The following is a 21,919-nucleotide window of genomic DNA, read 5'->3' on the forward strand; positions in this document are numbered from 1 at the left end:
TTTTTTATTTTGGCCCAGAAATGCCGTTTGATATGACAGCTGTTTCTTCTCCTGCGTCACTCTTGATGATGTGCTTGACTTGCAGCGTGGTTCCTGCCATTCTCACAGATTGCTTCAACTCGGACGAATTGGTTTCAACTTGTATCCAAACAGGAGGCTGGACCTTCCAAAATAAATAGAGTGCAAGAATCAGCAAGCCAGCAATGACCGACAGCAAAAACTTCATATCGCATCGCTTCTTTTCAGTAAGCGGCCCGCAGCGGACAGCGCCTGATGATCACGAAGAATATCGCCTGGACGATTGCCTTCTCCCAGCACATAGCCTTTAAAGGACATTCCCATAAAATGAAAAATATGTTCGAATTGCTGAATCAGCGGCAGCCCTTTTATTTTTGGATTGTCTCCGCCCACTGCTATTACATATGCCTGTTTCACTGACATTTGCTGTTTAAAATCAGGAAATCTCGGATCTCTCAACGTCTGTGACCAGCGATCAATAAACAGCTTTAATGTCCCTGACATGCCAAACCAATAAATTGGGGTGGCGAATACAAGAATATGGCACTGCAATATCCGTTCAATGATAGAATCGTAGTCATCTTGAACAGGACGAAAGCCGCCTTGGGCGTGACGCAGATCTTCAATTGGCTGAATTCGATATTTCTGCAAATAAATGTGCTCCGTATCGAATCCTTGAACAGCCTTCTCCGCAAGAACATCCGTATTTCCGCCAGACCGAGTTCCGCCGTTAATAACCGCAATTTTCATGATGCATCTGCTCCTTTGTTTACGAATGATTTTCTTCATCTTATAATGGATTCATCAATCAATACAGATGATTATTTCGATTAATCCAATCGCTAAAACCGATTTAGAAAGGAAGAGAACAAGTGGAATTGAAGCAGCTGATCACCTTTATTACGGCGGCAGAACATGTAAACTTCACCCTAACCGCCAAAATGCTTAATTATGCACAATCAAGCGTTACCTCTCAGATCAAATCACTTGAAGAAGAAATTGGGACGCCTTTATTTGAACGGCTCGGCAAGCGGCTTATCTTGACAGAAGCAGGAAAAACGTTCAAATCTTATGCACAGAAGATCATTGCGTTAACAGAAGAAGCGAAAATGGCCGCAAATCAAGTAAGAGAAACAACCGGAACCTTAAAAATCGGGGCGACGGAAAGCCAGTGCACATACCGCCTGCCGCCTATCATAAAAGAATTTAAACAGGCTTTTCCCCAAGTAAAGCTCATATTCAAACCATATATCTCCAATGAACAAGCGAAAGAACAGCTCTTACAGGGCCAGCTTGATATCACCTTCATCTTGGATGTAAACCGGATGGAAGACGCACTGCACGTTGAATCTTTGATTCAGGATGAGATCAAAATGGTGGCTGCTAATGACCATCCTTTTCCTGCGGATTTACCAGTAACATTGAAGGATCTTCAAAACGAAACTCTTCTGCTGACAGAGGACGGCTGCTCGTACCGCACGCTCTTTGAGAACAATTTGCATGACTCCGGTGTCTATCCTAACAAATTGGAATTCGTCAGCATAGAAGCCATCAAACAATGCGTGATAGCCGGACTTGGGATTGGAATCTTGCCTGAAATGACAGTAAAAGATGATATTGCAGCAGGCCGGATGAAAGAACTCAATTGGCAGAGCGATTGCCCCGTTTTCACTCAATTAGCATGGCATAAGGACAAATGGATGTCTGCGCCATTAAAGGCTTTTATCGATTTGACACGGAAAACATTCAAATAAAACCTCTCCACAAGGACGACAAGGTTTTTGAGACCAGGAAAGCACACACATACAAAAAAACACTTGATGACTTAGAGCCCCAAGTGTTACATGTGATTTTTCTGATAAAACGTTCGCAAAACATGCGTTTCAAGGTCAGCCAGGCGGACAGGGATTGGCAATCTGCTTTCTTGATTGATCAAGCTCATCGTGATCTGATAGCTGCTGTCTAAATCAATATAATTACCGCAAGACAAGAAAATAGGCTTCACGTCCCCCCGCGTTCGCAGCGCCCGGCCATATACCTCGCCGTCAATGAGAATATCGGTGTATGCACCGACTTCATTTTCAGGCATCACGAAATCATAGCCTTTGATTTTGAGATAGGTTTTCGCAATCCCAATCGTCGGCTTGCCCAGAAAAAAAGCCGCATGGGTGGCAACGCCCATATGATTGTAATGCAGATATCCGTTGCCATCAAACAAGAAGACATCCGGCTCCGTCTCCAGCTTTTTCGCCGCCTCGATGATCAAAGGCAGCTCGCGAAACGCAAGAAAACCGGAAACATACGGCACGCTGATTCTCCCCATGCTGTGCACTTTTTCAATGACTTCTTTTGTATCAGCGTCAATCACGATAATACTGCACACTCCGTATGGTTCTCCGTTCTGCTCCCAATAGGCGAGATCGACGCCTGCGCAGGTGTTGATGGAGTTGGGATGGATCGTCTGGGATAGGTTGATACGATTTCTAAGGGATTGTTGTGTTTGAACAAAATCCGATTCATCTTTTAGATGAAAATCGTGTATTTGATGTATTTCCATTTTACTTGTTTCCCTCTCTTCGCGCTCAATTGTCCTGCATATCGATTCTAGCAATGACACCAAATTATATCATTGAAAAAAGCAGATAGTATAATCTGCTTTTTTATTACTATTCATTTTTCATTTCTTTCATAAAAATATAATCCAATTGTTTAATTAATTCTTTAAGTTCAGTACACATAATATCCTCTAAAGGATTTTCCCAATCTTCGTTTTTTATCAGTTCAATCCCATAGCTTCCGGCTGGATCACCTTTTGGTTACCACCCTGGGCTTAGTGGCTGCAAACCCTCTAAAACCCCGCTTCCCACACTCCCGATTTGATATTCTAACTCTTCTAATAATTGTTCTATCTCATTAAAAGACTCATCTTCATAAATCTTATCTGTTTTTAAGCCAGCTACTTTGATATGGTATTGATTATTTTCATAACTTACCTTAATAAAGGCCTTACGTTCTTCATTTTGCAGTATTAGTAATTCACATTTTTCTTGAATTCTTTTTTCTGAACATAAATTGTTCAGTACTACAGACCAGCCATTGCAGATTTTTAATGGCTGCAATAGAGAAATATGGTCTCTTTCCATCCCGCTTCTCCTTGCACTCCATATTGTTATACTCTCTATAAAAAAACTTGCCGATGACAACACGACAAGTTTTAACTACAGCAATTCTAATACATCAGTAAACAAGGCATCTCCTAATGTTAATCTCCTGTTGAAAGGCTGTATATGCGGCAATTCACTCCACTCATACACAGTATCGTAGTAATCATATAAATAACTGAGTTCAATAAACCCTTTCTCTTGCATTATTTTATTAATATAGTTCGTTCCCTGAATGAATTCTAAAGATTCAGCGGTACCTACAATGTCATAAGCGCCATCGATTAAATCGTGTCTTAGGGAATAACTATAATCTAATACATAAACAGGAACCAATTTAGATACTTTCATATTGATTTGCTGTTCTAAATGAAAACCATTTTCCCCAGAAAGATCTTGCAAATGGATATCAATTTCTCCTGAAGGATTGTTTAAATCTCTAACTTCAATTTTTTTCAAACCTTTTATTTGATTAAATTCATCAGGTACTTTTATTTTCTCTGCGCATTTGTTCTTGTACCATTCGTCTAATTCCCTATTCACAAATAGACGATGAAGCAACTCACCAATTTCAGGATATTCATTAATAAACCTGATTCCATGTTCCATAAATAGTAACCATTCCATCCATAATTAAGAATCATTAAACTTAATTCCACCAAGTAGTTGTTACTTGTTTTAAATGATATTCAATATATAAAATCACTTTTTTATAGTCATCTGATGAAAATTCTTTAATAGGATCTTCCCAATCATTATCTTTGACTAGTAAAACCAGATAATTACCTTCAGGAGAAATGTCAGGAACCCAGCCTAAATCAAGCGTTATTGAGGATTGTTCATGATAAAGCTGCAACAAACTGTCTGTGAACAAAAACCAGGAATCATCATTCGGTTCTAATGTTCTTGGATCTATTTCAACAAAATGATTATAATTTACTTTCCAACCTTGTGTTATTCTTAAGGGATGTATATTAGCTTTTGGAACATCTAATTTAATATGTTTTCTCATTTATATAACCTCTTTAGAGAGCCGTTATTCTTAAAGTCTGTTTTTAGATAACTTGTCAACCAACTATTTGAGTGGGAGACCTGAAAGGTGAAAATGTAGATTATGAATAATATTTACTTAGCTGTACGAACTTCATTTTACAAGGCTGCCCCTTGCATCTATATTCATCTTACTAATTATCTTATAGATCAGTTTCAATGCAAAAATTTTAAGTTTAAAAAACCTCGAGAGGCAAGCGCCAATCGAGGGAAGGTTAGTTTTTTTTCTACTTGTAAAAGGATTAAAACTGATATTCTTCCAGGAAAAACGTTATGAGAACATTAGCTGCATCTCATATTATCTTTCCTCTCTGCACAAGTGATTATATTCACCAAATTTAGGGAAATCATCCCAGTTGCTCTTAAGGTTGTCGTTAGTCTCACGCTCTTCGACCGAACCGGTCTTGAAATCTGTCTTCTCCATTGCTATATGACCATCTTCGCGAAAGCCTATAATCAAACTGCTAACTTCATTATCAGTTGCATCATCATATTCCCAATACATTGCTGTTCTTAAGAAGATTTTACCATCACTTATAACTTCAAAATCATAATTCAGATACTTACGAGTCAAGTCATCATAAAAACCCACTGAAACCCATTCATTTGTTACATTTACAACATATTTAGGTTTTTCGCCTTCGGTTAATACCGCAGTATATGGTTCATGTTTTTGGTGATGTAAGTATGCGGTACAATCATCAAGAATATTCCAAGGCTGTTTTTTTATGTCCGACCATTCATCACAATAATAAACTTTCATAGTCAATTATACACCTTCCCATTTATATCCCTAATAATAATCCTATTTTTTGTTGCTTCATCAAGAATTTTTTGTGGAATAGCTTTATTTTGAACAGGTACTTCTAATATCAATTCACCTTTCAGTCGTCCGCCTTTAAGAGCTTTTGGATTAAAAGGACCATTTGATATTTTAGACCCTGAAGAATATTTTTTAGTAATCTCGTTCAAGTAACTCAGTGCTGTCTTTTCTTGAACGTCACTAAGTTGAGTATACTTCCTGGAAACTATCTCCTTATTTGGAGAATATGAATCAACTACGTACTTTTTGCCGCCTGCTTCTTTTGCTTCTAGCTCTACTTCATTATAAGGGTAACGGGGGCGATTTTCCTTATTGAAATTATTTCCTGCTTCCCACCGTTCTTTAAGCCAAGACGGTAATGGATTCTTATTAGATGACTTACCCGTACCCTTAATACCTTTACCACTACTAACCATCTTCACAATCCCAAGATCCTTAACAGCCGTCTTTTCCACATCGACACGTACTGTCGGGATTCCGAATGTAAAGCCATCCGGAGTTACAGGGCGTTCTGCGTACACGCGGACGTTTGTTGGGACTTTGAATTGTTTTACTTTTTCTAGTGTTTTGTTTGCTTTTTGGACTTTTGAATGGGTTGCAAGCGGGATGCCTTTATCAATATGTTTCGCCAATGCACCGGCTCCAACCAAGCTCAATGCCGCTTCGAGCGCCCCTTGCTTCCGCTTCTCCTCAGACACTTTGTTTCCAAACATATCCCGTCCCGTGACGGCTTCTGAGAATCCGTTTGACGCAACAAGGCCGTATGCGCCCATTTCTGTCATTTTGAGGATGTCTAAGGATTTGCCTGTTTTGTAGGCATCTAAAGCGTGTTCAGCCGCGATAGCAGCTTTTCCGGTTTTGTAGATGGCTTTTCCGCCTTTGAAGGCGCGGCCTGCCCAGCCGACGACTGGTATAAATCCGGCTGCGGCCATAGCTCCTGCTGTCACACGTTCTGCGGTGGAGAGTTTTTCTCCGGTAACCGGGTCAACGCCTTCAGTTGCTCTTTTATAATCATAATAGCCAGTGACTTCTCCAGTAAAGTTGCAAACTCCATCCCATGTTTTTTCGTACCATGGTTTGTTTGCTTCTTCCTCGGCTTTTTCCTGGAGACGTCTTGCTTCTGCTTGCTGGGCTTTTGCATCAATATAGGTTGTTCCTTGATTTTCTACTTCAATCACGCTTTTGTAGACTTCATTGCTGTGGAAGGCTTTTTTGTCATAGTACATAGGGGATGCGCTCTTCCCATTGCTGGTGGCCTGCATGAGAACAGAATATTTGGTGAGCACTGCGTTGTCCAGAGATTCTAAATTTTGATATTCAGTGGTCAGGGATTCATCAAGCTTATCGACAGCTGTGATCGTGTCACGTCTGATTTTTTGGGCATCGCCCATCTTATCTGCATACTCGTCAAGCGTGTACATGTCGAGATCAATAATATCGCTGATGCCTGACAAAATAGAATCGATTTCTTCTTTATGAGCGGAGACAATCTCTGAAGCTTTCAGGTCGCCATTGGGCAGCTCATGATCCAAAAATGAAGTTTCCACATATGAATCATTGAGTTCTTGATCTTTAATATCTCCTGAAATGCCGTTTAAAAACGCAATTTGAGCAGAGACAAGCGTCAGCCAGCTGTCTACGATTTCCGCCTGCCCCTGAAAAAAATCTTTAATATTGTCCGCGCCTTTTCCTTTAAAATTGTCGCCTAAATCTGCAACTCCCTGAAACGCTTTTTTCAGCGTATTCAGCTGCTCTTCAAGCGTCTCATATTGCTTTTTTCTGCTCTTCGCTTCTTCGATTAAAGATTTTGATTCAAATACTTTACTCATCGCACTGCCCTTTCTGTTCTATTTTACCGCTATCGCCTCGTCCTGCTCTTTGAGTGAATCTACGTTATCCTTTGTATCCTCGAGATTTTTCTGTACCGCTTTTTTGTAATCTCCGAGCATGGTTTTGATGTTCTCCTCACGCTCATGATATTTTTTCGTATAATCGAGTTTGTTTTTTCCATTGGATCCCGCGGCGCCGATTGATACGTCAGCAAGCGCATCTTTGACAGAATCTAATGTTTTGATTACAGTATCGTATTTCAATTTAATTTCTGACATAAAAAAGATCACCACAATTTAATAGATTTAATTTGATTAACAGCATCCTCCAAGAATTCTTCACCCTTAGCAAGAGTATGACCAGCAAAATTCGCTAGCTTTAATTCTTTGTCATAGAGAAATTTCATAGATTCCAACTGAATAATCTCCATCTGAATCGAAGCCATATACTCGTTATATTTATCATTCACAATCTTAGATGCTTCCGATTTCGCCTCTTCTCTTCCCTTGTCGAAATCATCGGCTTTTGTTCCCGTCCAATGCTTGCCCAATTCCGGTTTTACAATTTCTTTGATTTCAGTGATTGCCTCTTCTTGCAGCGTGTCTATGTCCTTTTTTGCTTTTTTCAGCTTTTCGATCTTGTCTTCTACGTCGGAAATTTTTCCGTTGAGCGAACTTTTGATATCCGCTAGCATACTTTCATAACCCATCTGAATCACCTCTTAATACTCAAAAAGTCGTATGGAGGGGCTGATGAAGATAGACTTTTCCATACTTTATTTCCATATATTATATTTTAAAATAGCCAGAAGGCGGCTTAAATAGGGTAAATGGCTTAATTTAGGCATATAACGCTCTTGAAATGTAGGTATTTGATCTTGTTTTTGTTCGTTATACAGCTAATGAAAACGTTTTTTAAAATGAAATCACCTAAAGTCATAGTTATAAAGGCACTTGAAAGAGGCAGATGTTGTTGATCTGCCTCTTACGGCGCTGAGCTTATTGTTCATGTTTATGTTCTTCATCAGGTCGGCCACGTCTGATTTTGTCTTTGGCTTCTATTATTCCCCGCTTCTGACCCTTTGGATCAAAAGCTTGTATTAGCTGCAGTCCCAGTTGTACAGAACGTTTGAAAAGTCTTTTTTCCTTAGATCGTCAGGTGTGATGAAAAAATTGGCGATGCCGACGTCTCCCCACATTGAATCGATATCATCGTCTGAATCAATTTGTAAAAGCATGATGGTGTGTTCTTTATATGCGTATTCCCGCGGATCATGCTGGGTAAAAGAAGCGTATCCGCCGATTTTATGGCCAAATCCGTTTTCAGCCAGTTCATTATAAATGTCTTCTTCATCCTCGTCGAACTGACCAAAGAACTCCATTGTTTCCATGCCTGTATACTGCTCAAATTGAAAATCTGTAGGCAGCACCCATTCCGAAGATTTCACAGGCTCGACTGCCACTTCTGATAAAATCGGAAAATCACATTCGCCTGTGCCAATAAATGAAAAATCAGAAACAAGCTCGTCTTCGTTTTCTATGATATTTTCAAAATAGATCACTCTGAAATCCTTTTGTTCACATCGATCGTCAAAATTCAATCCATAGACGTCATCATGAACAGAAATGTAGAACTGCAGGATACCTGAAGAAGGGTAGCCGTCAAGCTGGGGAATGTGTGAGAAATTAATCTGTGCCAGAAGCTTCATCGGCTGTCCATTTTCATCAGTCGGGTATGTTTCATGCTTGGGGAAATAGGGATCACCGGCAATTTTACTGTCATATCGTCCTGTTTTCCCTTTTCGGACATTCAATTTCACGTATTCTTTCGCTGATTTCTCCAGCAAGTCGCGGTACGGTCTCATTTTTTCGGGCAGATGATTCATCAGATTCTCTCCTTTTCCGGCATCTCCAATTATTTTTGGAAGGTTTTATTTTCTGGTTTTCTTCTAATGTTTTTCAAACGAATGTTTAAAGAAGCCCTACTTCTGCATAATTTTCCAAACAATAGTTAAATAGTAGCAAATGTATTCAGCACCCCGCAATAGATGAAAAAAAGACTGGTGCGCAACCAGCCTTTCTTTTTCATCTATTGAATTGCACCTGACGGCACAACCGCCTTCCGACCGACAGAATAATACTCCACTCCTGCAGCCGCAGCCTCATCCAATGTGTAGCAGTTTCTGCCGTCAAAAATGAGCGGCGTTTCCATCAAATCCTGATAAGCCGCTAACGGGAATTGTTTAATGTCAGCCCAGTCGGTTAAAATCATGACGGCGTCAGACCCTTTGACAGCTTCCTCGATCGTCTCTTTATATTCAACAGCTTGCGGGAGAACATGCTTTGCATGGCTAACTGCAATGGGATCGTAGGCTCTGATACGGGCGTCGAGCGCAGCGAGACGGTCTGCAATAACAATTGACGGCGCTTCCCTCATATCGTCCGTATTCGGTTTAAATGACAGGCCTAAAAGGGCAATCGTTTTTCCCGTCACCCCGCCGAGCCTGTTCAGCGCTTTATCAACCAGCATCGCCTGCTGATTGTTGTTGACTTTGATAACCGATTTCAGCAGTTCAAAATCATGCTCGACATTGCCGGCAATTTGCACGAGGGCGTTTGTGTCCTTTGGAAAACAAGAGCCGCCGTAGCCTATGCCCGCTTTTAAAAACTGGCTCCCGATCCGCTTATCCTGTCCCATCCCGTACGCGACTGCTTCAATATCGGCGCCGACCTTTTCACATATATTCGAAATTTCGTTTATAAAACTGATCTTAGTGGCCAGAAAAGCATTTGAGGCATATTTGATCATCTCGGCGCTTCTGATATCCGTTTGGTAAATCGGGATTTGAAACGGACGGAAGAGCTCCTCCAGCGTATTTGCTGTTTTCTCATCGGCCGTCCCGATCACGATCCTGTCACCATGAAAGGTATCATAGATCGCCGACCCCTCACGCAAAAATTCCGGATTGGATGCGACCGAAATACTGACAGGCTCCGCTAGATGTTCAGTAATCAGTCCATTAATCAAATCGTTTGTCCCAACGGGCACTGTGCTTTTCGTTACCACGACTGTATCTCGTTTGACATGCTTTGCGATGCGTTTGGCCGCATCTGTAATTTGCTCCAGATTGGCGTGCCCGTCGCTTTTCTGCGGTGTGCCGACCGCTATAAAAATGATGTCTGCCTGTGCCAAGCCTTTCTCATAGCTCGTTTCAAAGTTCAGCCGTCCATCAGCTGTATTTTTTCTCATCAGCTCTTCAAGACCTGGTTCAAATATGGGGGAAATGCCCTTTCTCATTTCATCAATCTTGTGAGCGTCAATATCAATGCAGGTTACATGATGTCCAATCTCAGAAAGAGAAACACCTGTCACAAGACCGACATAGCCTGTTCCGATGACTGTTATATTCATTGTTTCCCTCCAACAGTTAAATTGCTGCTTTGCAGCTTCCGTAATATCGTATGAGAACATCCTATCATGAATGCGAATGATCTCCCGCATAGCCTGTCGGGTACAGCCTGTACAGATTTCTGAAATGTGATTCAACCATACAATACACTATTATATCGCTCTCAAAAAGAAAGTGGTGAAATGAGAATCGGCTGTTAAAAAAAACCAAACAATTTTCTTCTTTTGACCGGCTGCGGAGGCTGTCTGAAGATGGTCTGATTCCGCAGGAGAAGCTCTGCATTTTCCGTCAGCATATAAGGAAGTTCCGAGCCGAATTCTTTCTCTAGAACATAAAGAGCCTCTTGAGTGTGAAAATTTCTCGTTTTCACATTATGGGCATCTGAGGCTACGAAATGGATCAAATTGGCTTCAACCAGCCGGAGAGAAAATGCTTTCAGCTGCTTGCCGAAGGTCCCCGCAAGACTTCCTGAAGTAATCTGAGATGCTGCTCCTTTTTCCACAAGATGATACAGCAAGGACGGGTTTTCGCGAATTTCCCTGTTGCGTTCAGGATGGGCGATAACCGGAATATATCCTTTCAGCTGCAAATCATAAAAAAGCTGCTCCGCATATCGGGGAACGTGATCAAACGGAAACTCAATCAAGATGTGTTTTGTATCATTCAGTGAAAGCAGCTGCTGTTTGGCAAGGTCTTGTTTTACCTCGCCGTAGATTCTGATTTCCTGTCCCGGAAGCACATGTAAAGGAATGTCTTCTTTGATTAAACGTTTGTTTAACTGATCTGCTGCTTCTCTGACTGCGGCTGGCTCGTTTTTATACACACCGTTGTTATGATGAGGTGTCGCAATGATCGTCCGGATTCCCTGACGAACAGCTGCTCTTGCCATTTCTATGCTGTCGGCCGAATCACCTGCCCCGTCATCCATTGCGGGAAGAATGTGACAGTGAATATCGATCATGTCCTAGCCCCCTTTTTTCGCAAAAATAAATAACGGGCACGATGCACGTTATTTATTTTGCATGAAATTGTCCTTGTTTCCGTAATATCCGTATTCAGAGTGCTTCGAAAGCTTTTTGCCGTTCATAATCGCCCCAAGAAGCTTGCTTTTGCACGTTTCAAGCGCCTCTTTCGCTTTTGCGGCTTGTTCTTTTTCTGTTTTCCCGCTTGAAATAACCAGAACAGAACCGTCTGCCACGTTGCCTAAAATCTGTGCATCTGCTACGGCAAGAATAGGCGGCGTATCAAAAATGACCATATCATATGCCGCACACGCTTCGTATGCAAGCTCCTTCATCCACTTCGAGGAGAGAAGCTCGGCCGGGTTTGGCGGGATCGGGCCGCTCGTCAGCACGTCAAGATGTTTTTCATTCGATGCTTGTACAGCCTGCTCCATAGAGCTTTTCTTTAATAAAACAGATGTTAAGCCAACCGTATTTTCAAGAAAAAAAGCCGTATGTACTGTTGGTTTTCGCAAATCAGCATCAATCAGGAGCACTTTTTTTCCCTGTTGGGCGAATACGACAGCCAGGTTGGCGGCCGTTGTTGATTTTCCTTCCCCTGGACAAGCCGATGTAATCATGACTGATTTCATTTGCCGGTCCACTGAAGCAAATTCTATATTCGTGCGAATCGTCCGATATTGTTCAGAGTTCAAGGATTTCGGCTCTGTCATTGCAATGACATTTCTCCGCATCCACGAGTCTCTGTTTTTTCTAAGCGCCAAAATGTCCACTCCCCGTTTTTTCAGATTGGAAACCCTGTAAGGTCTTTGCTGTTTTCTGCTCATTCGCAATGGTGGAAACTGTCCCTAAAACAGGTATGTCCAGCAAGGATTCGAGCTGCTCTTCCGATTTGATCGTATTATCCAAATGCTCAAGCAGGAAGGCCAGTCCGATGCTTCCCGCCAATCCGGCCGCAAACGCGATGGCAATGTTTAGTAGCGGCTTTGGCGATACAGGGGACGGATGTTCTGAAACCTCGGCTTTTGACAGAATGCTGACATTGTCAACATTCATAATGGATGTGATTTTGTCTTGAAAAACAGATGCTATAGTATTGGCAATATGAGCCGCTGTTTCCGCGTTTTCATACCTGACTGATATGTTGACCACTTGGGAGTCCTGTTCGCTGGATACGGTAATTTTGTCATTCAGTTCTTGGGATGTCATCGACAGGCCCATTTCTTTAATGACTTCATCTAAGATGGCAGGGCTCTTAATGATGACATTGTACGTATTGATTAACTGAAGATTGGTTTGGACATCGTTAAATTGGACTTCTTTTCGTTCATTTTTCGATTGGTTGACCAGAATCTGAGTTGAATTTTCATAGATGGGTGTAAGTGCGAAGAAACTAATGAGTCCGCCGGCAGCAGTGGCAGCCGCGGTTACAATCATAATCAAAAGTATGCGTTTTGTTAACGTTGATAATATCTCTTTTAAGCTTGTAGATTCTCCCATGATACCTCCAAATCTCTTATAACATCCTTTTCCATTTACGATTATACAACGTTGAAACCGCATTTCTCCAGCTTTTCACGTGACATAATTCGACATTTTTTCACAAAACGATATGTTACTCTTTTTTATGTAAGCGCTATATTTACTGTGTTGACAGTGCTGTCTCATTTTCTCTTATTCGTGCAGTCACGTCATCTCGCATAAAAAATCCCGCTAAAGGCGTGCGGGATTTTTATGTTGCATATCCATTTTTAATATGAGAAATCAAATTTTCAAGCATTTCCTTCGTCGTCATCTCAGATGACTGCTCACCAATTTCATGTGCATGCATCAAAATTTTCAGAAATTCTTCTTGATTCAATTTCTTTTCACTCATCTTTTTTTTCCTTTCAGCTTCCATTAAGTTGAAAACACGATTATTATATGATGCTGGTTATCAATTTGCAATCTCTAATACATCATTCGACACATCCTATTTTTTATGTCCTTTTTTAGGAAAAACTTTTTAAGGCCGATGTGTTGCGATATAATAGAGAAATTGGATCTTTTTATTACGTGACTCGGTTAGGAGCGATAATCATGCTTCAGAATATGATTTCCAAAGACGATGTGCTGGCATCTGCTGAACAGTTAAAAGAACTTCTTCCTTACAATGAGGAAAATGTTCAGCTGATCAAAAAAGCCCTTATTTTATATCGGCAGGATTCAGTCTATCGTTTACAAGCAGTGAGTCCGACGGAAGTTACGGCTTACGTGCAGGATGTTGTGCCTGTGCGGGTCACATTGAACTTGTTTGTCATAGTCAAAAGCGGCTGTTCATGTCCGTCCGGAAGAATCTGCCGCCATATGCTGGCTGTGTTTTTATATGTATATGCAATGTTCGAGCGAGTGGGTACTTTTACAGAGTATTGGCTGGAGAGGGAAAAGCTTGAGGAAAGCAAAGAGCTCGTCCGCCGCCAGTTTCAGGAAAAGGTGCTGCCTAATGAAGAATCGCTTTCAAGCTGGCTTGCTTTTTTTGATTCAGAGTTTTCTCTCTGGCAGGCACGTACGCCAGAAGGCAGCCAAAACATGCAGGGCCTCTATTACGGCTACCTGTCCGCATTAAAAAAACATGCGCCGAACAAACCGGAGCTGAAAAGCCTGTATCAGATTCATTCCGCGATTGCGGTTTGGCTTCGCATGTTCACATTGATTGAAGCGGGAAAGCTGAACCCCGAACAAGATTATTATTCCCTCAATCCGTACGTTGAACAGCTGATGGATACAATCTACAGCTCTATTGATAAATTAAAAACGTACGCGCTGTCTTTTGCGCTTGATCCGTTTTTGGATAAAACACCGGATGTTATCCGACCTTTGCTGTTGAAAGAAGAAATTTTCCAATATGAACGCATCCGCGTCTTCGGTGAAATTTGGAGTGCGCTGCTGTCGCGGCCAAAATGGGTGGCACGCGAACAGGAGATATTGAAAAAAGAAGCTGGACGGCGTTTTTCTCCCGAATTGCAATTCGGGCGCCTGCATTTGGAATTCCTGCAAAAGAATGATGACGTTATTTTTGCGGAAGCGGATCAATTCCCGCCGGAAGCGCTCCCTTATACGTTCCAATGGCTGAGTGAAATGACTGCCAAGAAGGACTGGAAACGGCTTAAAACATGGTACCAGCAAATTGAGCCAATTGCGATGGGTTATACGAAGCTGGATAAGCCGTTTAAAGAGATTCGCGATGTGATCGGCGAGCTGTTCCTTCTGTTGAATGCCTATGTGCAGCAAACCAATGATCAAGCGCTGTTTGAGCGCTTTGCCGCGGGCTGTCTGCCGTATACGTTCACAGAATACAGCCATCATTTATATGAAAAAAAACGCTATGCCGAGTGGATTGAAATTCATAGCCTTGTCGGCTTTTCCATCAATGAAATGGATAAAATGATGCTCAAGGAAATTGCAGCGAGCGACCCTGAGGCGCTTATACCGGCTTACCATAGAGAAGTGGCTTTTTTCATTGATCAGAAGAACCGCAGCTCGTACAAGGAAGCCGCCCGGTATTTGAAAAAATTGCGCACCCTGTACAAAAAAGCGAAAAAGCAAAAGGTGTGGGAGCGGTATATTCAGCTGCTGAGCTCGCATTACAAGCGCCTGCGTGCGCTTCAAGAAGAACTGCAGAAAGGAAAGTTGATTGATGGCGAGTCTTAAAGAAATTCTCATCCACGTCGAACAAATGGAAGATGGGTCATTTACGCTCTCAGCCTTTGATGAAAATGAGCAGCCTCTTCCCTACAGCCATATGAAAAAGCATTTGTTCCAATGGCATGAATCCTCATTTTACGGGACCTTTCTAGAGGATGTCAGCTTCATCGGGACGACTGCTGTCCTGCTATCGCCATGGATGACTGTAGAGCTTCTCGGCAAAAACTCGTTCAACTCATTCAGCTCCGTGCAGCTTACAGAAGAAACGGAGCCGCTGATCGAGGCGGCATCGACCATCTATGAATTTATCGCAGACGGCGATTTTATGCCTGACTATGAAGCATGGACAAACGGTGTTTTTCGCTGGAAAGACCGCGATAATATACTGGAAGGCTTTACTGCGGAATGGTTTTCCGCTGCCGTACAGGATTACATCCAGTACGACGATGACCTGCGGGAGAAATGGGAACATATCAAGGAAAAATCGCCTGCGGTTACGACATTCCGCGGCCATTTTCTTGATGAAGAGGATTTTCTGGAAGGCATTGGCTGGATTGACGATCAATCTCCATTTACTGTCGGCTTGCGCTTAAATGAACCGGACTTTGACGGAGACGAATGGAAGATCGAGATGTTTTTACGCGATAAAAAGAGCGGCGCTGTAGAATTCTTTGACGGACTGAAGAGCCTCAAAAAATCGTGGCAGGCGTACAGCGATAAAATCGCGCGTGAGCAGGACCGCTTTCACAGAACGGTTCCGTGGCTGTCGTTTGATTCCGGGACAACGCTGATCTCGGAGGAAGAAGCCTGGATCTTCCTGTCAGAAGCAAGTGAGACGCTTGTCGATATGGGGGTAGAAATCCTCCTGCCGTCCTGGTGGCAGATTGTCAGAGACAGCAACATGATGCTGAAAGCAAAGGTGTCGTCCTCCCCGCGCGGCGAGTCATTTGTCGGCATGAATGCACTGCTTGATTTCAACTGGCGGTTTTCGACAAATGGAATTGAACTGACTGAGGCTGAATTTAATGAGCTTGTCGCCAGCAACAGGCGCCTTGTTAATATCCGCGGGCAATGGGTTAAAATCGATCCGCAGTTTATCAAACAGATGAAACGCCTGATGGAAAAAGCAGAATCAGAGGGACTCCACATGTCTGATATTCTGGCGCGTGAGCTAATGGATCAGCAGGATGGCGGACTTGAGGATTCGGATCTGATTGATACATCCGCTTTCGCAGGCATTCAGTTTGATCTGTCTAAACAGCTCAGGTCACTGATTCGAAAGCTCACTGCCGCGGAAAACCTGCCGGAGCACGAAGTCAGTCCTTCTTTCAAAGGAACGCTCCGCCCTTATCAGAAATACGGCATGAACTGGCTGCTGTTTCTGCGGGAAAGCGGTTTTGGCGCCTGTCTGGCTGACGATATGGGGCTTGGGAAAACGATTCAAATGATCGCCTATTTCCTTCACGTGAAGGAAAGCGGCCGGCAAAAAACGCCTCATTTGATTATTGCGCCGACATCCGTACTTGGCAACTGGCAGCGGGAGCTTCAAACCTTTGCCCCTGATCTGTCTGTCGCGCTCCATTATGGGCCGCGCCGGCCAAAGGGTGATGATTTCGCCGCGCATTATGAAAACGCAGACGTGGTGCTCACTTCATACGGTCTGTCACATGCCGATACTGAAGAGCTTTCTTCTGTGACATGGAACACGATCTGCCTTGATGAAGCGCAAAATATTAAAAACGCGCATACGAAGCAATCACGCGCAATCAGGAAGCTGAAGGGGCTTCACCATATCGCGCTGAGCGGCACGCCGATGGAAAACCGACTGACTGAGCTGTGGTCTATTTTTGACTTCATGAATAAAGGCTACCTCGGCAGTTTGACCGGCTTCCATAAACGCTATGTGCTGCCGATCGAAAAAGACCGGGACGAAAAGAGAATCGGACAGCTTCAGCAATTAATCCGGCCATTCCTTCTCCGCCGGACGAAACGGGATGAAGAGGTCGCGCTTAATCTTCCTGAGAAGCTGGAAGAAAAAGAATTTATCCCGCTGTCAGCCGAGCAGGCATCCCTTTATGAGCAGCTCGTCAAAGACACTTTTGACCATATGACATCACTCACCGGCATGCAGCGAAAAGCGCTGATCCTCAGCATGCTTGGACGGCTCAAGCAAATATGCGATCATCCCGCGCTTTATTTAAAGGAAGAGCAAACCGAGCTGCTGGCCGGCAGATCAGTCAAGCTCGAAAAATTGCTGGAACTGATGACAGCGATCCGCGCCCAAAACGAAAGCTGCCTGATTTTCACGCAATACATTCAGATGGGGAACATGATGAAGCGGCTGCTTGAAAAAACGTTCGGGGAACCTGTGCAATTTTTAAACGGGAGTCTCTCCAAGCAAGAGCGGGATACACTCGTTGAGAAATTTCAAAGGAAAGAATATCCGACACTGATTCTTTCACTCAAAGCTGGGGGCACCGGACTTAATTTGACTGCCGCCAATCACGTCATCCATTATGACAGATGGTGGAACCCGGCGGTTGAAAATCAAGCGACTGACCGTGCATACCGCATAGGCCAGGAGCGCTTTGTCCACGTTCATAAAATGATTACAACGGGAACAATCGAGGAAAAAATTGATGTCATGCTTGAATCCAAGCAAACCCTGAACGATCAAATTATCCAAAGTGAAAACTGGATTACCGAGCTTTCCACACAGGAGCTCGAAGAACTGTTTACATTAAGCGCTACAGCGCAATAATCATGACTAAAAAAGCTGGCTCTAGAGAGCCAGCTTTTTTCCGTTCATAGCCGTCACGCCGAATTTCCAAAAAATCCGTTACGCCGGTTATCAACAGGATGCGCTTTTGTGGCAGCACATATACTTACAACAAATGTTTCATCATATGTGCGACACCATGTTCGTCATTGGTTAAGGTGACAGCATCGGCTATCGATTTGATGTCTTCCCGGGCATTGCCCATCGCTACACCTTTTCCCGCAGCCTCCAGCATCGATTTGTCATTTAAACTGTCACCTACAGCAGCGGTTTCCTCGAGCGGAATATTCAGCTGTTCCGCAAGCCTCTTCAGCGCCTGCCCCTTGGAAGCTTTGCGGGAAGAAAGCTCAAAGTTGTGCTCAGCCGAACTGACAAGCGTCAAATCTTCGGCATGCTCATATCTTTTCCAGCCTGCCTCAAGCTTTTCTTTGAAGAAAGAAAAGCCGAGAATATTGTAAAAATCGATTGGCTGATCGGCTTCAAACAGCTCTTGAAAGGAGTTAATGTAAGCAAAGCCCGATTGGCTGTATTGCACCTCGGCCGCCTGCTTAAGGACAGAAAGATCCGCTTCCGGATTTGCGCTTCTGAATCTGTCGAGCTCAACATCAAGAAGTTCTCTGCCGTTTTGCGGCGTATAAATCGCTGAACCTGTGAATACCTCATAATAATAGTTTTCCGACTCAAGCCATGAGAGAATGTCATACGCCCGTTTCTTATCAATCGTTTCGTGATGATAAAGCCTGCCGTCGGGATCGTGAATGACGGCGCCGTTTGCACTGATGACCCATGTTTTGATCCCCAGCGGTTCAAAGATTGACATGACGTCAAAATGAGCGCGCCCAGTTGACACCACCACTTCAATGCCATCCCGCTGCGCCTGCCGCAGTGCGTTTTCATTTTCCAAGCTTACCTGATGCTTGCTGTTGAGTAAGGTTCCATCTAAATCAATCGCAATTAATTTCACGTTTGTCAGTCCTTTCCTTCATCCTGCTCTGTCACGAGAAGCTCAACGCCGTTTCGGTCAAGCAAGTCACAAAATGCCTGATTCGGCAGCCTGTCTGTAATCAAAAGGTCGATTTCATTCAGCTCCGCATACTGATAAAAACTGGTGCTGCCCAGCTTCGAATGATCTGCAAGCGCGATGACCTGCTTTGCCTGCTGTATCATTTTCCGCTTCACCATGCCATCCTCTTCATGCGCAATTGTAATGCCATGTTCGGAAATACCGACCACACCAATCAGCGCTTTATCAACATGGTAGCTTGAGAGCTTTTCAATCACAGAGGACCCGTACAGAAAGCGGTGCTCCTTTTCCAGCTTGCCTCCCAGCAGATAAATTTCAATTGCCTCTTTATCGGACAGCACATCCGCAAGATTAATCGAATTGGTGATTACCGTACAATCAACCGCATTCAAATGCTTTGCACATGCCTGAACAGTTGTAGAGGCGTCTAAAATCACCCGGTCTCCATCATGAATAAGCGATGCTGCAAGCCTGCCGATCTTATTTTTTTCCTCAGACACTGTTTTCAGGCGGCCGGAATAGCTTTGAATTTTCTGATGCACAGTCGGCAAAATGGCGCCGCCTCTTGTGCGGATGATGGCATTCTGTTCCTCAAGTTTCACAAGATCTCGTCGCGCTGTATCCCTTGACACTTGCAGGAGCGTACAGATCTGCTCCGTTGTAATTCGGTTATGCTGTTTTAAAAAATCCAAAATCGCTACTAATCTTTCTTCTTGGTACACGCCCTCATTCCTTTTCTCAGCAATCATTTATAAGTAATTATAAGTTTTTATTTGATTTTATTCAACATTAATAAGTGGTTTTAAGTAAAAATGCGTCGAGAGAACCAATTTTTCCTAAGTAGGCAAAAAGAAAGAACCAGTCTGGTCGACTGGTCAATTTTGAGGGGATGATGCGAAGATCCGGATAATAGTGAATGGATAGATAACGGGAGGAGCAGGGGTGTCAATCAGCAGCTTTTTCCCGGGGTTTAGGGTCCATAAAACGAACAGTGTCAGCCAACACTTCTGTTACATACACGTTAACGCCTTCCGTGTTTTCATAGCTTCTTGTCTGAATCCGTCCGCTTACGCCGACGAGAGAACCTTTTTGGCAATACAACGCCGTGTTTTCAGCTGTTTTTCTCCAAAGTGTGCAATTGACGTAATCAGCTTCGATTTCACCTGAAGCATTCTTGAAGCTGCGGTTCACCGCGAGCGTAACATGTGCAACTGCCGCACCGGCGGAAGTGTAGCGAAGATCAGGATCTTTTGTAAGACGTCCGACAAGCATGACCTGATTGAACATGCGATTCCTCCTCTCCTTGCGGTTGTATGTATTGTAAATGATGCAACAAGAAAAGAAAAACGCTTAAAAATGGCTTTCAGCCTCTGTTTTTATCTTTCGTTTTCATTTTTCCTTCAGCTAAAAACATCTTTTGCTTTTTTCCTTTGAAGAAATATGTACTTTTTAAAAAACGGAAAAAGATTTGCTTTGTCAGCCAGTTTTGCGTATTCATGCGCACATAGGAAGAGCCATCCCACGCAAACCACTGAAAGCTCAATTTTTTTTCCGGCATTGACAGCTTGATTTTATACTGCTCCATGCCATCTTGTGTTTCGTATAAAAAACTTATTCTTCCTTTTTTGTTCAGATGAACCTCAAACACTTCTTTACGGCTTAACATATATGTTACTTCCTTTTGAATCAAATGGCTTTCAGAAGGAGCGCCGTCAATATAAATTTCTTTTAAACGAAATTGATTCATACCACATCTCTCCGTAATCCATAGTCAGTTACAGTATAATGAAAAAATAGAAATTATTAAATGTTTCGCTCATACAAAATTCTTTAGCCCCAGCATTGCAGGATTTTTTCCTCGAAAACGTTTATGTTATAATGGAAGGCAAGAAAACTTTGGAAGTAATCGGGGTGAGAAGAAATGAAAACCTTTAAACTGGTTGACCTGAATGTGGAACGAGTGGACAAGGAAGAACAATCAATTGAACAGTTTCCCCTTATTGACGGACTGATTATAAATAAAGAAGACGGTGAAAATCACTGGCTGATTGAGGCGCTTGTACAGAAAGAACATCTGTCTTTTTTTGAACAGCTTCAAAACAGCCAATCTGAAGCCAAAGTATTTGTAACGATCACGAAAAAAAGCAATCGCCCCGCCCAGCTGACAGCAGCAGTGAAAAATATCGTCAAGCTGGAAGAAAGCATCCAGGTTTTACTCTACGGACAAATGGTCACAAGAAAACAGCAGGGCACTGAAACCATTCTCGAGTCCCTTGTAAAAGAGGGCTATACAGGAACAAAACTCATTGAGGCATTTAAGCAAAAGTTATAAATATGAGGGGGCATGTTCCCCAAAACAGACACAGAACCGAAGAGCATCACAATAGACATTTAGAATAGATATGTTCTGCATGAAAAAAGCTGCCGTTTTGAACGGCAGCTTTTCTTTTCGTGCTTTCACTCTTGCATATTTAATTTGTATGGCCAAAAGAATCAACCAATTCCCCTTTCACAACAAGGCGCCCTTCAGTTTTGACCGCCTTGTCACATGTGATTAACGTAATCTCTTTTTTGTTCGTCTCCTCAATTACATCTGCACCCATTTCCGATATGATGTCTTTAGATGTTACAGAATAGATATAATCCTTTTTAAAATCCGTGATGACAATTTGGGCACCTGTTTTTATGTTTTCCAGAGGTCCGAACAGAAGATTCTTTTGCTTCAAATGATGGCCCGCCAACGGATAATTTCCCTCACCCATTTTTTGATCCGGGCGCATTGTTGCCGCCCCTATCAAAAGATTTTCATTGGTTGTGCCTTTTACGATCGGAAGCTCCAGATCGACACTTTTAATTGTTATCCGCCCGATAACCGCTTTTTGATCGTGATCAAAGCCGGCCTTTACAGCATCCATTAACTCAGGCGGCTCGATTGAATCAAATTCAAATTCCGCTTCTCTCTCATTATTTTTTTTCAGCTGCTCCACAGTTAAGGCCGATTCACTCTGGCTTTTGCTAAGATAAGCTATAATTCCACCTTTGATATAAGGAGAAGAGATCAGCAGCAGTCCGAAAAGGATGAACACTGTAATGATCATTTTCTTGTACATGCAAAAAACCCTTTCTTATGCATCCTTCTAAAAACGCTTCGTGTCACTTTTCAAAAAAGCACCTGATCG

25 protein-coding genes and 1 pseudogene are annotated in these 21,919 nt (G+C 42.8%); 4 read left to right on the forward strand and 22 right to left on the reverse strand.

Features of this window, described 5'->3' with window-relative positions; genetic code table 11:
* Positions 1-4 precede the first annotated feature (4 nt).
* Both MKX71_RS18585 and MKX71_RS18590 read right to left on the reverse strand, forming a co-directional pair.
* On the reverse strand, positions 5-226 hold the full coding sequence (locus MKX71_RS18585) for a hypothetical protein (RefSeq protein WP_032722655.1): 222 nt from the start codon (positions 224-226) through the stop codon (positions 5-7).
* Entirely contained in the window at positions 223-768 is a 546-nt protein-coding gene (locus MKX71_RS18590; protein ID WP_064911633.1) for a flavodoxin family protein, read from the reverse strand. Before MKX71_RS18590 ends, MKX71_RS18585 begins: the two co-directional genes overlap by 4 nt.
* Before the next feature lie 122 nt (positions 769-890).
* Between MKX71_RS18590 and MKX71_RS18595 the strand changes: the two genes are divergently transcribed.
* Positions 891-1,772, forward strand: a complete 882-nt coding sequence (locus MKX71_RS18595; protein ID WP_029318742.1) for a LysR family transcriptional regulator — start codon at positions 891-893, stop codon at positions 1,770-1,772.
* Positions 1,773-1,858: 86 nt separating this feature from the next.
* Here the strand turns inward: MKX71_RS18595 and MKX71_RS18600 are convergent, their stop codons facing one another.
* The 15 genes and pseudogenes from MKX71_RS18600 to MKX71_RS18670 all read right to left on the reverse strand — a co-directional run bounded on the left by MKX71_RS18600 (position 1,859) and on the right by MKX71_RS18670 (position 13,129).
* On the reverse strand, positions 1,859-2,575 hold the full coding sequence (locus tag MKX71_RS18600; protein WP_339231471.1) for an endonuclease V: 717 nt from the start codon (positions 2,573-2,575) through the stop codon (positions 1,859-1,861).
* Between the two features lie 109 nt (positions 2,576-2,684).
* Positions 2,685-3,161: pseudogene (locus MKX71_RS18605) on the reverse strand (hypothetical protein).
* A gap of 75 nt (positions 3,162-3,236) precedes the next feature.
* Positions 3,237-3,788: a hypothetical protein gene (locus tag MKX71_RS18610; RefSeq protein WP_064671652.1), complete on the reverse strand. Its 552-nt coding sequence runs from the start codon at positions 3,786-3,788 to the stop codon at positions 3,237-3,239.
* A 40-nt stretch (positions 3,789-3,828) separates the two neighbouring features.
* On the reverse strand, positions 3,829-4,191 hold the full coding sequence (locus MKX71_RS18615; RefSeq protein ID WP_163138352.1) for a hypothetical protein: 363 nt from the start codon (positions 4,189-4,191) through the stop codon (positions 3,829-3,831).
* A 336-nt stretch (positions 4,192-4,527) separates the two neighbouring features.
* Positions 4,528-4,992: a hypothetical protein gene (locus tag MKX71_RS18620; RefSeq protein WP_163131583.1), complete on the reverse strand. Its 465-nt coding sequence runs from the start codon at positions 4,990-4,992 to the stop codon at positions 4,528-4,530.
* 2 nt (positions 4,993-4,994) lie between these two features.
* Entirely contained in the window at positions 4,995-6,881 is a 1,887-nt protein-coding gene (locus MKX71_RS18625) for a T7SS effector LXG polymorphic toxin (RefSeq protein WP_339231473.1), read from the reverse strand.
* 18 nt (positions 6,882-6,899) lie between these two features.
* Positions 6,900-7,160, reverse strand: coding sequence for a YwqI/YxiC family protein (locus MKX71_RS18630; protein WP_339231474.1), 261 nt, complete (start codon positions 7,158-7,160; stop codon positions 6,900-6,902).
* A gap of 8 nt (positions 7,161-7,168) precedes the next feature.
* Complete coding sequence (locus MKX71_RS18635; RefSeq protein WP_017696586.1) at positions 7,169-7,591, reverse strand: DUF5082 family protein; 423 nt, start codon at positions 7,589-7,591, stop codon at positions 7,169-7,171.
* Between the two features lie 216 nt (positions 7,592-7,807).
* Positions 7,808-7,906, reverse strand: a complete 99-nt coding sequence (locus MKX71_RS18640; protein WP_128993489.1) for a hypothetical protein — start codon at positions 7,904-7,906, stop codon at positions 7,808-7,810.
* A gap of 75 nt (positions 7,907-7,981) precedes the next feature.
* Positions 7,982-8,767, reverse strand: a complete 786-nt coding sequence (locus MKX71_RS18645; RefSeq protein ID WP_339231476.1) for a YwqG family protein — start codon at positions 8,765-8,767, stop codon at positions 7,982-7,984.
* A 203-nt stretch (positions 8,768-8,970) separates the two neighbouring features.
* A complete protein-coding gene (gene uglF / locus MKX71_RS18650; protein ID WP_120363537.1) occupies positions 8,971-10,293 on the reverse strand; it encodes a UDP-glucose 6-dehydrogenase UglF in 1,323 nt (440 codons plus the stop codon).
* Positions 10,294-10,487: 194 nt separating this feature from the next.
* Positions 10,488-11,252 (reverse strand): tyrosine-protein phosphatase, encoded by a 765-nt coding sequence (locus tag MKX71_RS18655; RefSeq protein WP_339231477.1) that lies wholly within the window; start codon positions 11,250-11,252, stop codon positions 10,488-10,490.
* Between the two features lie 48 nt (positions 11,253-11,300).
* Positions 11,301-12,017 carry a tyrosine-protein kinase PtkA gene (gene ptkA, locus MKX71_RS18660; protein WP_043858830.1) on the reverse strand — a complete coding sequence of 239 codons (717 nt, stop codon included), beginning with the start codon at positions 12,015-12,017 and terminating at the stop codon, positions 11,301-11,303.
* A complete protein-coding gene (tkmA, locus tag MKX71_RS18665) occupies positions 12,007-12,753 on the reverse strand; it encodes a protein-tyrosine kinase activator TkmA (protein WP_339231478.1) in 747 nt (248 codons plus the stop codon). The genes ptkA and tkmA overlap by 11 nt, the downstream gene beginning before the upstream one ends.
* Positions 12,754-12,985: 232 nt before the next feature.
* The gene (locus MKX71_RS18670) at positions 12,986-13,129 is read right to left on the reverse strand and encodes a hypothetical protein (RefSeq protein WP_003242876.1); all 144 of its coding nucleotides are present in this window, start codon (positions 13,127-13,129) and stop codon (positions 12,986-12,988) included.
* Positions 13,130-13,332: 203 nt separating this feature from the next.
* Between MKX71_RS18670 and MKX71_RS18675 the strand changes: the two genes are divergently transcribed.
* Both MKX71_RS18675 and MKX71_RS18680 read left to right on the forward strand, forming a co-directional pair.
* On the forward strand, positions 13,333-14,943 hold the full coding sequence (locus MKX71_RS18675; protein ID WP_339231479.1) for an SWIM zinc finger family protein: 1,611 nt from the start codon (positions 13,333-13,335) through the stop codon (positions 14,941-14,943).
* A complete protein-coding gene (locus MKX71_RS18680; RefSeq protein ID WP_339231480.1) occupies positions 14,930-17,698 on the forward strand; it encodes a DEAD/DEAH box helicase in 2,769 nt (922 codons plus the stop codon). Before MKX71_RS18675 ends, MKX71_RS18680 begins: the two co-directional genes overlap by 14 nt.
* Before the next feature lie 124 nt (positions 17,699-17,822).
* Here the strand turns inward: MKX71_RS18680 and ywpJ are convergent, their stop codons facing one another.
* From ywpJ to ywpG, 4 genes are all read right to left on the reverse strand, one after another.
* Positions 17,823-18,680 carry a phosphatase YwpJ gene (gene ywpJ, locus MKX71_RS18685; RefSeq protein WP_015251049.1) on the reverse strand — a complete coding sequence of 286 codons (858 nt, stop codon included), beginning with the start codon at positions 18,678-18,680 and terminating at the stop codon, positions 17,823-17,825.
* Positions 18,681-18,685: 5 nt separating this feature from the next.
* Complete coding sequence (gene glcR / locus MKX71_RS18690) at positions 18,686-19,462, reverse strand: transcriptional regulator GlcR (RefSeq protein WP_015251048.1); 777 nt, start codon at positions 19,460-19,462, stop codon at positions 18,686-18,688.
* A gap of 223 nt (positions 19,463-19,685) precedes the next feature.
* Positions 19,686-20,027 (reverse strand): single-stranded DNA-binding protein SsbB, encoded by a 342-nt coding sequence (gene ssbB / locus MKX71_RS18695; RefSeq protein WP_198878443.1) that lies wholly within the window; start codon positions 20,025-20,027, stop codon positions 19,686-19,688.
* A 76-nt stretch (positions 20,028-20,103) separates the two neighbouring features.
* Entirely contained in the window at positions 20,104-20,487 is a 384-nt protein-coding gene (gene ywpG, locus MKX71_RS18700) for a DynA interaction protein YwpG (protein WP_014478204.1), read from the reverse strand.
* Between the two features lie 174 nt (positions 20,488-20,661).
* On the opposite strand from ywpG, the gene MKX71_RS18705 reads away from it, so the two are divergent.
* Entirely contained in the window at positions 20,662-21,072 is a 411-nt protein-coding gene (locus MKX71_RS18705) for a YwpF-like family protein (protein ID WP_003227794.1), read from the forward strand.
* A 139-nt stretch (positions 21,073-21,211) separates the two neighbouring features.
* Here the strand turns inward: MKX71_RS18705 and MKX71_RS18710 are convergent, their stop codons facing one another.
* A complete protein-coding gene (locus MKX71_RS18710; RefSeq protein WP_015251045.1) occupies positions 21,212-21,850 on the reverse strand; it encodes a class A sortase in 639 nt (212 codons plus the stop codon).
* Positions 21,851-21,919: the final 69 nt, after the last annotated feature.

Origin of the sequence: Bacillus sp. FSL M8-0071, assembly GCF_037975455.1 — a bacterium.
In the GTDB taxonomy this organism is placed as follows: Bacteria; Bacillota; Bacilli; order Bacillales; family Bacillaceae; genus Bacillus; species Bacillus subtilis.